Origin of the sequence: Streptomyces sp. NPDC021012 (genome assembly GCF_044333355.1) — a bacterium.
GTDB lineage: Bacteria > Actinomycetota > Actinomycetes > Streptomycetales > Streptomycetaceae > Streptomyces.
This window is the reverse complement of the sequence record NZ_JBIRQU010000011.1, coordinates 59,387-72,596: the sequence shown is the minus strand read 5'-3', so window position 1 is coordinate 72,596 and position 13,210 is coordinate 59,387. Positions and strand designations below refer to the sequence as shown.

At 73.5% G+C, this 13,210-nt stretch carries 11 protein-coding genes and 1 tRNA gene; 3 read left to right on the top strand and 9 right to left on the bottom strand.

Annotated features, from left to right (window positions below; translation table 11 throughout):
* Positions 1-217 precede the first annotated feature (217 nt).
* The gene (locus ACH4TP_RS30405) at positions 218-1,291 is read left to right on the top strand and encodes an LLM class flavin-dependent oxidoreductase (RefSeq protein ID WP_398439712.1); all 1,074 of its coding nucleotides are present in this window, start codon (positions 218-220) and stop codon (positions 1,289-1,291) included.
* Between the two features lie 246 nt (positions 1,292-1,537).
* Entirely contained in the window at positions 1,538-3,253 is a 1,716-nt protein-coding gene (locus tag ACH4TP_RS30400) for a glycosyl hydrolase family 18 protein (RefSeq protein ID WP_398439711.1), read from the top strand.
* 80 nt (positions 3,254-3,333) lie between these two features.
* Here ACH4TP_RS30400 and ACH4TP_RS30395 read toward each other — a convergent pair whose 3' ends face one another.
* Complete coding sequence (locus ACH4TP_RS30395; RefSeq protein WP_389222250.1) at positions 3,334-5,211, bottom strand: putative bifunctional diguanylate cyclase/phosphodiesterase; 1,878 nt, start codon at positions 5,209-5,211, stop codon at positions 3,334-3,336.
* Between the two features lie 354 nt (positions 5,212-5,565).
* Between ACH4TP_RS30395 and ACH4TP_RS30390 the strand changes: the two genes are divergently transcribed.
* Complete coding sequence (locus ACH4TP_RS30390; protein WP_398188767.1) at positions 5,566-6,816, top strand: M6 family metalloprotease domain-containing protein; 1,251 nt, start codon at positions 5,566-5,568, stop codon at positions 6,814-6,816.
* Positions 6,817-6,866: 50 nt separating this feature from the next.
* Here the strand turns inward: ACH4TP_RS30390 and ACH4TP_RS30385 are convergent.
* The 8 genes from ACH4TP_RS30385 to ACH4TP_RS30350 form a co-directional block, all read right to left on the bottom strand.
* A tRNA-Lys gene (locus ACH4TP_RS30385) sits at positions 6,867-6,940 on the bottom strand.
* A complete protein-coding gene (locus tag ACH4TP_RS30380) occupies positions 6,931-7,560 on the bottom strand; it encodes a hypothetical protein (RefSeq protein WP_398439710.1) in 630 nt (209 codons plus the stop codon). Before ACH4TP_RS30380 ends, ACH4TP_RS30385 begins: the two co-directional genes overlap by 10 nt.
* 117 nt (positions 7,561-7,677) lie before the next feature.
* Positions 7,678-7,839: a hypothetical protein gene (locus ACH4TP_RS30375; protein ID WP_398439709.1), complete on the bottom strand. Its 162-nt coding sequence runs from the start codon at positions 7,837-7,839 to the stop codon at positions 7,678-7,680.
* A 62-nt stretch (positions 7,840-7,901) separates the two neighbouring features.
* Entirely contained in the window at positions 7,902-8,258 is a 357-nt protein-coding gene (locus tag ACH4TP_RS30370) for a hypothetical protein (RefSeq protein WP_389222244.1), read from the bottom strand.
* A 108-nt stretch (positions 8,259-8,366) separates the two neighbouring features.
* Positions 8,367-9,704, bottom strand: coding sequence for an AAA domain-containing protein (locus ACH4TP_RS30365; RefSeq protein WP_398439708.1), 1,338 nt, complete (start codon positions 9,702-9,704; stop codon positions 8,367-8,369).
* Entirely contained in the window at positions 9,701-11,290 is a 1,590-nt protein-coding gene (locus tag ACH4TP_RS30360; protein WP_398439707.1) for a hypothetical protein, read from the bottom strand. The genes ACH4TP_RS30365 and ACH4TP_RS30360 overlap by 4 nt, the downstream gene beginning before the upstream one ends.
* Positions 11,281-12,405, bottom strand: coding sequence for a hypothetical protein (locus ACH4TP_RS30355; RefSeq protein ID WP_398188776.1), 1,125 nt, complete (start codon positions 12,403-12,405; stop codon positions 11,281-11,283). Before ACH4TP_RS30355 ends, ACH4TP_RS30360 begins: the two co-directional genes overlap by 10 nt.
* Positions 12,338-13,177: a phosphatase PAP2 family protein gene (locus ACH4TP_RS30350; protein WP_398439706.1), complete on the bottom strand. Its 840-nt coding sequence runs from the start codon at positions 13,175-13,177 to the stop codon at positions 12,338-12,340. The genes ACH4TP_RS30355 and ACH4TP_RS30350 overlap by 68 nt, the downstream gene beginning before the upstream one ends.
* Positions 13,178-13,210 lie beyond the last annotated feature (33 nt).

Genomic DNA, 13,210 nt, shown 5'->3' with positions numbered 1-13,210 from the left:
CCGGCCCCTGGACTGGGCTTCGCCACCCTGGCATATGCCCATGTCATGGGTGGTGCGCGGAGCCTCAGGTCAGGGGCGTGCGCCGGGGCGCGGGGCGTCGGTGTTCGGCCACCGGCCGGGGGAGAAATTCCCGCCGCGCGAGCGGGCGGAATAAACGGAGACACCCTCCTGTTGTGCTCCTGATGTATCTGTACGCGTGCCGAGAAGGGTCCCGACGGTGACCGACGCTATTCGAGGAGAGGCGCGGGGCACCGCGCCCGTACCGCTGTCCGTGCTGGACCTGGTGACGGTCGGCAGCGGGCGGACCGCGACCGAGGCGCTCGCCACCAGCGTCGAGCTGAGCCGGCTGGCCGAGCGGCGCGGCTTCCACCGGCACTGGGTGGCCGAGCACCACTCCATGCCCGGGGTCGCCTCCTCCTCCCCGGCCGTGATCCTCGCCCACCTCGCGGCCCACACCCGCCGCATCCGGCTCGGCTCGGGCGGCGTCATGCTGCCCAACCACGCCCCGCTGGTCGTCGCCGAGCAGTTCGGCACCCTGGAGGCCTTCGCCCCGGGCCGGATCGACCTCGGCCTCGGCCGCGCCCCCGGCACCGACGGGGCCACGGCCGCCGCCCTGCGCCGCACCGACACGCTGAACGAGGGCGCGGACGACTTCCCCGAGCAGCTCGCCGAGCTGACCCGGTTCCTGGACGACGACTTCCCGGACGGGCACCCGTACGCCCGGATCCACGCCGTGCCGGGTCCCGTGCAGGGCCCGAAGGGGCGCCCGCCGATCTGGCTGCTCGGCTCCTCCGGCTTCAGTGCCCGCCTCGCGGGGCTGCTCGGGCTGCCCTTCGCCTTCGCCCACCACTTCTCGGCCAGGAACACCGTCCCGGCGCTCGACCTCTACCGGGACTCCTTCCGGCCCTCGGGGGTCCTCGACGCCCCGTACGCGATGATCGGCGTCTCGGCCTTCGCCGCCGAGGAGGCGGCCGAGGCCCGCCGCCAGGTCCTCGCGGGCGCGCTCGCGATGCTGCGGCTGCGCACCGGCCGGCCCGGCCTGGTGCCGACGCCGGAGGAGGCGGCGGCGTACGGGTTCAGCCCCGCCGAGCGGGAGTTCGTGGACGGCTGGCTCGCGAACATCGTGTACGGCACCCCGGACGAGGTCCGCACGGGCCTGGACGACCTGCGGAAGCGGACGGGCGCGGACGAGCTGATGATCACGGCCAACGGGCACGGCGGCGCGGAGCGGGTGCGGAGCTACGAGCTGATCGCCGACGCGTACGAGCTGCCGGAGCTTCCCGAGGCGTGAATCCGGGGGATCCGGGGGCCGGTTGGTTCACTCCCGAACGAACCACCGTCCTGCCCTAAAGAAACCTTAAACCGCTCGTCACCGATGGTGGCGGGCGGTTCCGTTTTGTGCTGCACGGCCCTGACAAGGGCTTTCTTCGGCAAATTGGTCTAGTCCTCAATCTGGTTCAGACCATTGACGCGCTGTTCATGCGGCGGATATCACTGCTCCAACTTCCGTACCGCCACCCCCACTCGGAGGCAGCACGTGCACCCCCGTAAGCCCTTGATCGCCGCGCTTCTCAGCTCGGCCCTCGCCGCCGGCGCCCTCGCCGCCACGGCCGGCCTCGGTTCCGCCCAGGCGGCCGAGACCGCCACCGCCCCCTCCACGGGCGGCGTGAAGATCGCGTACTACGACCAGTGGAGCGTCTACGGGAACGCCTTCTACCCCAAGCACCTCGACGAGCGGGGGATCGCGGCCAACCTGGACGTCATCAACTACTCGTTCGGCAACATCCACCCCACCGACCTCACCTGTTTCGAGGCGAACAAGGCGGCGGGCGACGACAACAACCCCAGCGCGGGTGACGGCGCCGGCGACTCGTACGCCGACTACCAGAAGTCCTTCTCGGCGGCGGACAGCGTCGACGGCGTCGCCGACAAGTGGGACCAGCCGATCGTGGGCGTCTTCAACCAGTTCAAGGAACTGAAGGCGAAGTACCCCAAGCTGAAGATCAACATCTCGATCGGCGGCTGGAGCTACTCCAAGTACTTCTCGGACGCCGCCAAGACCGACGCCAGCCGCAAGAAGTTCGTCGCCTCCTGCGTCAAGCAGTACATCCAGGGCGACCTGCCCGTCGAGGGCGGCTTCGGCGGCGCCGGCTCCGCCGCCGGCATCTTCGACGGCATCGACATCGACTGGGAGTACCCCGGCTCGGCCGACGGCCACCTCGGCAACCACTACGCCCCCGAGGACAAGCAGAACTTCACGCTCCTCCTCGCCGAGTTCCGCAAGCAGCTCGACGAGTACGGCGCGGCCCACGGCGGCAAGAAGTACCTCCTGACCGCCGCGCTCCCGGCCGGCCAGGACAAGATCAAGAACATCGAGACGGACAAGATCGGCGCGTACCTCGACTACGCGAACATCATGACGTACGACATGCACGGCGCCTGGGACGGCGACGGGCCGACGTACCACCAGTCCCCGCTCCACTCCGGTACGAACGACCCGACCGACGTCATCAAGCCGGGCACCGAGAAGTACTCGATCGAGAACGCCATCGACTCCTGGATCGACGGCAAGCCCGCCTACGGCATCACCGGCGGCTTCCCGGCGAACAAGCTGACCCTCGGCTACGAGTTCTACTACCGCGGCTGGAAGGGCGTCCCCGCCGGCACCACCAACGGCCTCGCGCAGACGGCGACCGGCGGTTCCAACGTCCGCCCGCTGAGCCAGGCGGCCGGCATCGCGTACTACAAGGAGCTCGGCGGCATCGTCGACAACGCGGCCACCACCTTCTGGGACGACCAGGCCAAGTCCGCGTACTTCTACAAGGACGGCGAGTTCTTCACCGGTCTCGACAAGCGCACCATCCAGGCCCGCGCCGACTACGCCCACCAGCGCGGTCTCGCCGGCGCGATGATGTACTCGCTGCTCGGCCTCGACGCCAACGCGACGCTCTTCAAGGACATCGTGACGGCGGTCGGCTCCTCCCCGACGTCCCCGACGACGCCTCCCACGACCCCGCCGACCACGCCCCCGACCACCCCGCCCACGACCCCGCCGACCACCCCGCCCACCACGCCTCCGACGACGCCGCCCACCGGCTGCACCGCCCCGGCGTACGTGGCCGGCACCGTCTACACCGGCGGCCAGACCGTCTCCTACAACGGCCACAACTGGAAGGCCAAGTGGTGGACGCAGAACGAGACGCCCGGCAGCACCGGCGAGTGGGGCGTCTGGCAGGACCTCGGCGCCTGCTGACCCCCGGCTGAGACCCGCATGAACCACTGCCCCCGCCCGGAATGTCCCTCCGGCCGGGGGCAGTTCCATGCCCGTACGCGCTACACGGGCAGCGGCTCCGTGCCGATCAGCTCGGCGATCCGGTCCGGGGCCACCGCCCGCGAGTACAGCCAGCCCTGCCCGGTGTCGCAGCCGATCCGGCGCAGCCGGCTGGCCTGCCCGGCGGTCTCGACGCACTCGGCGGTCACGGTGAGGCCCAGCCGGTGCGCGAGGTGGACGAGCGCCTCGACGATCAGCTCGTCCGCCGGGTTGGCGTGCTCCTCGTCCTGGAAGCCGCGGACGAAGGAGCCGTCCAGCTTGAGCACGGAGACCGGAAGACGGCTCAGATAGGCGAGGTTCGAGTAGCCGGTGCCGAAGTCGTCGATGGCGATCCGCACCCCCATGTCGCTCAGCGCCTGGAGCGCCTGGAGCGGCCGGCCGTTCGAGCCCATCACGGCGGACTCGGTCAGCTCCAGCTGGAGCAGGTGCGGCGCGAGACCGGTCTCCGCGAGGATGCCGGCCACGTCCGCGACCAGGTCGGAGTCCCAGACCTGACGGACCGCCACGTTGACGCTGACGAAGATCGGGCGCTCGCGCGGATGGTCCTTCTGCCACTGCCGGGCCTGGCGGCAGGCGGTGTCGAGCACCCACCGGCCCAGCTCCACGATGGAGCCGTCCTCCTCGGCGATGCCGATGAACCGATTCGGCGAGAGCGAGCCGAACTGCGGGTGGTTCCAGCGCACCAGCGCCTCCACCCCGCGCACCGCCCCGTCGGCCAGGTCCACGAGCGGCTGGTACTCCAGGGCGAACTCCCCGCGCTCCACGGCCGGCCGCAGGGTGGAGGAGAGCGCCTGCCGGGTCATCCGGTGGGCGTTGCGCTCGGGGTCGAAGAGCGTCCAGCGGGCCTTGCCGTCCGCCTTCGCCCAGTACAGCGTGGTGTCCGCGGCCTGCATGAGGGCGGTCGCCGTCGTCCCGCGCCCGAGGCGCTCGACCACGCCGATCGAGGCGGAGACGGAGAGCCGCTGGCCGCCCAGGTCGAAGGGGCGGTGGAGCGCGTCGAGCACCGCGCGCGCCAGGTCCGCCAGTTGTTCCGTACCGGTGGAGTCCTCGACGAGGATCGCGAACTCGTCGCCGCCGAGCCGCGCCACGAGGTGGCCGCCGTTGCGGGTGTAGCCGTCGCTGTCCGCGCACTCCGTGAGCCGGGTGGCGACGGCGGCCAGGAGCCGGTCGCCGACCCGGTGGCCGAGGGTGTCGTTGACCGCCTTGAAGCCGTCGAGGTCCAGGTAGCAGAGGCCGATCCGCCCTGTTCTGCCATAGCCGTACGACTCGTATGACTCGTGCGATTCGTGTGACCGGCCGCCCGGTCCGGCGCTCGCGGCGGAGTCCTGGGCCGCGGACTCCAGGGCCGCCTGGAGCCGCTCGAAGAACAGCGCGCGGTTGGGCAGCCGGGTCACCGGGTCGTGCATCTGGAGGTGGCGCAGCCGCGCGTGGAGCTCGCGCCGGTCGCTGATGTCCGTGATCGAGAGCAGGACGCGCCGGCTGTCGGGCACGGGGGCGACGGTGACCTCGGCCCACAGCGAGCGGCCGTCGGCGTGCTTGAGGCGCCGGGTGCAGCGGAAGCGGGAGCGGCGGCCGCCGAGCACCTCGCGGTAGGCATGCCAGGTGCGTCCGTCGGAGGCGAGGTCGACGAGGTCGGCGGCGGCCTGCTCGCGCAGCGCCTCGGGTTCGGTGCCGAGGAGGGTGCCGAAGGAGTCGTTGGCGGCGACGACGACGCCGTCCTCGTCGACGACGGCCATGGCGAGCTGGGCGACGCGGAAGGCGGCCCGGTAGTCGCGGAGTTCGGCCGCCCGGCGCGCGAGGTGACGCTCCGTGAGCGCGGGTTCGGCCGCGCGTGTCTCCACCGGCTCTGGGTGCGCCGGTCCTTCGGGGGTTCCGCTCACCGCTCGCTCCCGTGTGCAGTCGGGCCGGTCACATGTGGTCGGGACGGTCGGCCAAGGAAGAGTGAGCCGATCATAGAGCCAGCCGGGGGAGCGTTCCAGCTCCGAGGGGTCTCCGCGCGGGCTCCGGTGCTGTGAGGCCGCCCACCGCGACGGCGCGCCCGATCGTTTCTGCGCAGGTCTGACACGGGTCGTCGAGGACGTGACCGAATGTGACTTTCCGTGAGCTGAAGCGCGCCCGTGTCGCGTCGACCCCGTGGGGCGCCCTCACCCGACCGGGGCAGCGGAAACATGCGAAACGCCGCGAACCATCACAAGGTGGGTGGGGTGTCCCGCATTCCCGATACGGAGGTCCACGTGAGGGCTCAGCAGCCACCCGGGGGAGTGGAACGCCCGCGGCTGCGTGCCGGCGCGGCGGCCTTCACCTCGCTCGCCGCCCTGGCCGCCACCGGGCTCGTCGCCGGCCCCGCCGTCGGCGTGGCCCCGGGGAGTTCCTGCGCCCTGCCCCGCACCGCCGCCCACCACTCGCTCGGCCTCGACACCTGGAACGGGTCCTACACGCGCCCGAACCGCCCCCTCGACGCGGTCATGGTCTTCCTGTCCTTCCCGGACTCCGCGCCGCTCACCACACCGGCCGAACTCGCCGCCGACCACTTCCCCGCCACCAGCGAGTTCTTCGACCGCGCCTCCTACGGGCGCTTCACCCTGCGCCCGCACGTCCGCTCCGTCTGGACCCCGATGCCGCACGAGTCGGGCGCGTACGACATACGGCGGGACTGGGACGCGGGGAAGCGGGCCGCCTACCTTCGCGACGCGATCGCCGCCGCCGACAAGGACGTCGACTTCTCGCGGTACGACATCGTCTACCTGGTCGCCGACCCGGACGCGCCCGGCGTGGACTCCGACGCGACCAAGGTCGTCAACCTCGAACACCCGCTGGAGGCCGACGGCACCGAGATCAGGCGCGTCGTCACCGTCTTCGAGCGGCACCCGCCCGACCGCAACGTCCTCGCCCACGAGACCGGCCACGTCTTCGACCTGCCCGACCTCTACCGCCGCCCGGCGGACGGCAAGGGCGACTGGGACACCCATGTGGGGGACTGGGACGTCATGGGCAGCCAGTTCGGGCTCGCCCCGGACCTCTTCGCCTGGCACAAGTGGAAGCTCGGCTGGCTCTCCAGCGCCCAGGTGACCTGCGTCCAGGGCTCCGGCTCCCGCCTGGTCGCCCTGGAGCCGGTCGACGCCCCGCCCGGGCCCGGCGGCACCCTCGGCACCCGGCTCGCCGTCGTCCGCACCGGCCCCGACAGCGTCCTGGCGATCGAGGCCCGCAGCAGCGCCGGGAACGACGCCGACACCTGCGCCGAGGGCGTGCTCGTCTACCGGGTCCGCAACGACGCGGCCTCCGGCGAGGGCCCGGTCGAGGTCGTGGACGCGCACCCGGACACCGCGGCGTGCGCGGAGCGCTCCGTCTACCCGCCGCTCGCGGACGCCCCCCTGGAGGAGGGCGAGACCCTGACCGTGCCCGGGACGGGCGTACGGGTGGAGGTCGTGGAGCGCACCCGGTCGGGCGCCTGGACCGTGAAGATCACCCCGCCCGGCAGGCACTGACCGGGAAAACGGAGAAGCCCCTCGCTTCCGCGAGGGGCTTCTCCTGTCTGTGCGCCGCCAGGGACTCGAACCCCGGACCCGCTGATTAAGAGTCAGCTGCTCTAACCAACTGAGCTAGCGGCGCCTGCTGACGTCGTAGACATTAGCATCCGGATCGGCGGGAGGAAAAATCGATACCCGCACGTCGGCGGCGGAAGCCGTCCTGGCCGCCCGCACACAGGCCCAGAGCATGACCTCGGGGCCGGGCAGCCAGGGGTGCGGGGTGTCCGGGGCGACCAGCCAGCGGGGCCCGGCGGAGTCCGAGGGCACGAGCGCCGGCACGGTCACCGCGTCCCCGAGCCCGTGACAGAGCGGCCGGGGGACGGCCTCGCCCCACTCCTCCCAGTCGAGCAGGGCGGGCAGCCGCTGGGCCGTCCCCGGCGCGGCGAACAGCATCATCCGGCCCCGGTGCGTCGCGACGGGCCCCGAACCCGGGCCCTCCTCCCACAGCCGGTCCAGCATCCGGCGCCCGAAGACCGGGTCCACGTTCACGACGTCGAAGACGGTCCCGCAGGGCAGCGCCGCCGGAGCGGCCGGCCGGGACTCCCAGCGGGTCAGCGCGGCGCCCGCGCGGCCCCCGGCGGCCGAGACGAGCCAGGCGGCCCCGTCGGCGGTCACCCGGGCCGTCTGGTGCCGCCCCTCGTCGCCCTCCCGGAGGAACCGGAAGATGTCGTGCCGGGTCTCGTCGCGCAGCCAGGTCGTCATGGATCCAGGTCTACCGGGTGTGACGAGCCGATCGCCGAGGGTTCCCGGAATCCCGGACAGGAGGGGTGCGCGAGGAGTATCGTGCCCCCTCGGCATATGCCAGGGGGGCTTTTTCGGTCAGGTGTACGCCTCCGAGCCGGGCGCCGGCACGGCTCCGAGCCGGGCTCGTACGGCCTTCGCGCCGGACACCGACATTGCTCCGAGCCGGGCTCGTACGGCCTTCGCGCCGGACACCGACATTGCTCCGAGCCGGGCTCGTACGGCCTTCGCGCCGGACACCGGTACGCCTCCCAGCCGGGCCCGTACGGCCTCCGGGCCACGCGCCGGCGCGGCGGGCGGGCTCAGTCCTCCTGCGGGCGCCCGTTCGTCCGGATCAGGTCACGGCCGAACTCGATCATCTTCCGGGCGTAGTCCTCGGTCCACTCCGCCCGCTCGGCGACGTCCGCCGGGGTCAGCCGGTCGAACCGCTTCGGGTCGGCCAGCTGCGCGGCCGCGATCGCCTGGAACTCGGTCGCCCGGTCCGTCGCCGCCCGGAACGCGAGCGTCAGCTCCGTCGCCCGGGACAGCAGCTCGCGCGGATCCTCTATCGACTCCAGGTCGAAGAAGTGCTCCGGATCGGCGGTCGCCTCGGCAGGCTCGAAGATCAGCGGTGCCGGCCGCAGCCGCCGCTGTGCGCTCCGCTCCGCGGGTTCCGCCATCGTCGTTCTCCTCCTCGCACAGGCACGGCCCGGAATCCCGGGCCGTCTTCCATTGTCCCGCGCCACGCAAGAGCGCGAACCCCTCTCCGTACGCCCCCGGCGCCCGCCTCAGGGCGTCCAGGGCACCCGGTGTTCCTCCAGGTGGGAGAGGACCGCGTGGTTCGCCTCCCAGCCGTCCGGGAACGACACCGCCACCCCCAGCTGCACCGGATCCGTCGACGGGTGCTCGTCGAGGAGCTCCGCCACGCCCGCGCGGCACACCACGACGCAGGCATGCCGGTGCCGGGAGGCCAGGACGCACAGGCGGCCCGTCTCCAGGTGGAAGGCGGTGGCGTCCGGGCGGCCCGAGAGGGGGTGCAGGACGACCGTCACGTCGTACTCGCGGCCCTGGAGCCGGTTGGCGGTGTCCACCGTCACGCCCGTCACCCCGAGGTCCGCGAGCGCCGCCCGTACCGCCGCCGCCTGGTCGCGGTGGGCGGTGCCGACGGCGATCCGGTCCGGGGTGAGCGGGACCGGGGTCTCGGAGCGCTCCGAGACCGCCGCGCCGCCCCGGTCCAGGAGCCGGCGCACGACCAGGGCGATCGCCCCGACCGCCTCGGGGTCGGTGCGCGGGGTGTGCCGGGCCGGGAGTTCGAGCAGGCCCCAGCCGGACTCGGCCGCCTCGTCGAGGACCCGGTCCGGGGCCGAACCGTCCGAGGCGGTGCCGAAGGACAGCTTCCGGTCGCCGTGCCCGGTGCCGCTGCGGAACGGCGTGTACGGGTAGAACGCGTCCGACACCAGCGGCGCCGCCGAGGCGGGCAGCCGCCAGGAGACCGGCAGCCGGTGCTGCGGCAGCTCCGGGTTGTGCGCCAGGAGGGTGGAGACGGCGGACGCCGACGGGTCGTACGACAGGCCCGCCCACTGCTCCGCGCCCACCACCGAGAACGGGTCCAGCTGCCCCGGATCGCCCACGAACAGCGCCCGCTCGAACAGCCCCGCCACCGCGAGCAGCGCGTCCGAGCGCATCTGGTACGCCTCGTCGACGATCGCGTGCGCCCACGGCTCCACGTTCTTCACGTGCCCCCACTTGGCCGCCGTCGACAGCACGACCGGCAGCCCGGCCAGCTCGGCCGCCTTCGCCGACTTCCGCACGTTCGCCAGGTCGTCGAGCGCCTTGTCGTACGGGTCGGAGTCGCTGGAGTGCAGCCGGCCCACCTCAAGCTCCGGCTCCTTCTCGGCGAGCCGCAGCACCAGGTCGTCCACCTGCGCGTTCGTCTGGGCCACCACCATCAGGGGCCGCCCGGCGCCGGCCAGTTCGAGCGCGGCACGGACCACCAGCGTCGACTTCCCGGCGCCCGGCGGGGAGTTCACGACGACACCGCGCGCGGTGCCGCGCAGGGTGTCCGCGAGGATGGCGTCGGTCGCGCGGGCGGCCTCCGCCGACGGATCGAAGGTCTCGGGGCTCACAGCACGTCCTCGGGGGTCACGGCGTCCGGCAGTTCCACCACGTCCGTACGCGGCGGGCCGCCGTGCGTCCACGGCGTCTCCTCCGGGTCCGGCAGCTTCGGGCCGACCCGCTGGTCGTGCTCGAAGAGCGTCCAGGTGATCCGCTCGCCCTTCTCCGGCACCGAGCCCTCCGCGGGCTCCTTGGAGCGTCCCATCCGGTCCAGGATCCGCAGGAGCAGCGAGCCGTCCTCCTCGTACCGCACGAACTCCGCCGTCTGCGGCTTGCCTTCGAGCGAGCGGTACACCTTCACCTTCTCGCCCAGATGCGGCCGGTCGTCCGTGCGGACCGTGACGAGCGGGCGCGGCGCGGGCCGCTTCGACTCCGTCCACGCCATCGTCACCTCGACCACCTCGGCCGCGAACGCCTCGCCCGCGAGCCGCCGCCCCGCCATCACCAGCGGGTCGTCCAGGGCCTCGTGCGCCTCCAGCTGCCCCTGCGCCTGCTCGCGGGCCGCGAGCTTCTGCGCCGCCGTCACCGCGTCGTCCCGGCGCGGCTGCGGCGGCTCACCGGCCGCGACCCGGTCCCGGTGACCGGTGAAGGACCAGCGGTCGCGGGTCCAGCGGTCCTCGACCCTGGCGCCCTCCGGCAGCTCCCGCAGCAGGTCGATCGCCCGCCAGGTCGCCTCCCAGGTCGGCTTCAGCTGCGAGACGACCAGCCGGCGCAGCTCCCGCTCGGCCGCGTGCAGCGCGCCGAGGCCCGCGTCGGCGGCCTCGCCGTCCTCGGCCGCGCCGAGCGCCTGCCGGGCCTTGTCGTACCGCTCGATCGCGGGCGCCAGGAGCTTGTTGTCGAAGGCCGGGTCGGTCGCGGGACCGGCCGGCGGGCACAGCAACTGGCCCTGGGCGTCCCGGCCCACCTCGGCCCGCAGGGCGCCCTCCGCGCCCGGCTCCCCGTCGTGCGGGTCGATCCAGGCGAGCAGCGCGCCCAGGTGCTGGTCCTCCAGGGAGGACTGGCCGGTCGCCCAGTGCCGGTTGAGGAGGTCCGTCGCCGCGAGGAGCAGCGAGGAGCCGGGCACCCGGGCCCGCTCGCCGAAGTGCGTCAGCCAGCGCCCGAGCAGCGGCACGCGCGGCGGCGCGGGGAACGGCGTCTCCGGGTCCTGCTCGGCCGTCCGCCGGAACCGCGTGGACCGCCCGAGCAGCCGGACGTACTCGATGGCCGCCCGGCTCGGCACGATCAGCTGCGGCGCGTCGGCGCACAGCTCGACCTCGACCTTCACCTTCTTGCCGGTCTCGGGATCGGTCTCGCTCCTCTCCGCCGCCTCGACGACGTCCGTGAACGAGTCGACGTACGGCAGGATCTCCTCGGCCAGATCGGCGAGGAACGCGAACCGCAGGTCACGGTCCCGGGGCTGCGACACCACGAGCAGCCGCGGCTCCTCCGGGTCGGTCCCGACGAGCGCGCCCAGCGGGGCGCCCGCCTCACCGGCGGTCGTCAGCGGTACGAGGACCAGCGGCCGCGCGGAAAGCCGCCGGTGCCGGACGGTCGCGAGCGGCTGCGCCCGGCCCGACTCGACGGCCTCCATCCGGGCGAGCGTGGAGATCAGCGACATGCCGCCACCCCGGCCAGCGCCTCGTCCCGCAGCGCCCGCGCCCGCCGCAGCGCCGCGACCGCCGGGTCCTCCGGGTCGCCCTCCTCGCCGCGCGCCGCCGCCAGGACCGCGCCGACCGTCGTCAGGCCGCCCAGCTCGCCCCGTACGGAACGGCCCAGGGTCTCCACCGCGCCCGCCTCCCGGGCGCGCGAGCGGCAGTGGAAGGCCAGCTCGCAGGCGGCCAGGCACTCGGGCGCGTACTGGTGGGGCACGCACTCCACGGCCGCCGTCAGCTCCTCCGCCGTCCGCTGCACCACGTCGAAGCTGGTGCCCTCCGGCAGCGCCCCGGCGATCTCGTCGATCCGGGTGAGGCGGGCCAGCTGACGCCGGGTCACCGACCGCTGCTTGCGCACGTCGACCACCGAGGCCGCCGGCACGTTCGAGAAGTCCTTCGGGCAGACGAGGAGCACCGACTGCGCGACCCGCGCGCCCTCCGTGCGCGCCGCCACCCGCTCGAGTGCCAGCACGTACACGGCGGCCTGGCGGGCCGCGGCGCCCACCTTCGCCGCGTCGGCCGAACCGTCGATCATCGGGAACGACTTGATCTCCACGACCGTCCACCCGCCGTCGGGGTGCACGACCACCGCGTCCGGCTCCAGGTAGACGGGGGAGCCCGCGACCTCCAGGGCGAGCAGCGGATGGTCGAGCAGCGCCCACGCCCCGGCCTCCGTCGCCTCCCGCAGCGCGAGCGCGGTGCGCGCCACCCGGCCCTCGGGCCCGGCCGCCGCCAGGTCCGGCAGGGACACCTCGCCCGGCTCCTCCACGCCGATCAGGCGCAGCAGTTCGCGGCCGCCGTCCGCCTTGACCTTCGCCTCGAAGGAGTTGCCCCGGACTATCGCGAACTGCGACTGCCCGAACGGCGCCGGCGAGCCGAGCTTCGCGGCCAGCGCCGACTTGTCGACCCCGGCGCCGTCGAGGACGGCCCGCCGCCGGCAGCCCGGGTTGGCGGCCAGCGCGGCGAGGGCGCGGGCGTCCAGCGGACGCGGTACGACGCCCGGTCCGCGCAGCTCAGCGAGCCGATGCCTGCTTGTCGTCGACGGTGGTGCGGACAGACCGCTGTCCGGGGATGCGCTCACCCGCCGAAGTCTCGCATCCGCCACTGACAACCGGGGGCGCTTCCGCCGTTCCGCGCAGCCGGTCGACGAGCCGCAGCGCGTACGGGGCGAGCAGCAGACCGGCGCCCATCACGGCCGCCCCGGCGACCGCGTCCAGCAGATAGTGATTGGCGGTGCCCATCACGACCAGCGCGGTGACCAGCGGATACGCCAGCCCGAGGGCCTTCGTGAGCGGCGTACGCCCGTACCGCCACAGCATCACTCCGCACCACAGCGCCCAGCCGACGTGCAGGCTGGGCATCGCCGCGTACTGGTTCGTCATCCCGCCGAGACCGCGCGGCGCGCTGGCCTCGCCGCCCCACCAGCCGTACGCGCTGAAGTGCGCCATCGTGTCCGAGAAGCCGTGCGCCGCGTCGAGCAGCCGGGGCGGGCAGGTCGGCAGCAGCGTGAAGCCGACGAGCCCGAGCAGGGTGGAGAGCATCAGCCAGGCGCGGGCGGCGCGGTAGTGCGCGGGGCGGCGGCGGAAGAGCCACACCAGGACCGCCGGGGTCACCAGGTAGTGCAGCGAGGCGTACGCGAAGTCCGCCGGGATCCCCAGCGCGGGCACGGACGTGAACAGCCGGTTCAGCGGATGCTCGGCGTCGATCCCGAGACCCTCCTCGAACCGCAGGACCGCGAGCCCGTGCCCCACGGCCGAGGCCTCGTCGCCCTTCACCAGGACCCGGCCGCCCGAGTAGGCCGCGTACACGACGGCGATCAGAGACAGCTCCGCCCACCAGCGTGGCCCGCGCATGGAATGAGTCCCCCCGTCGGTGGTCGCCCCCGG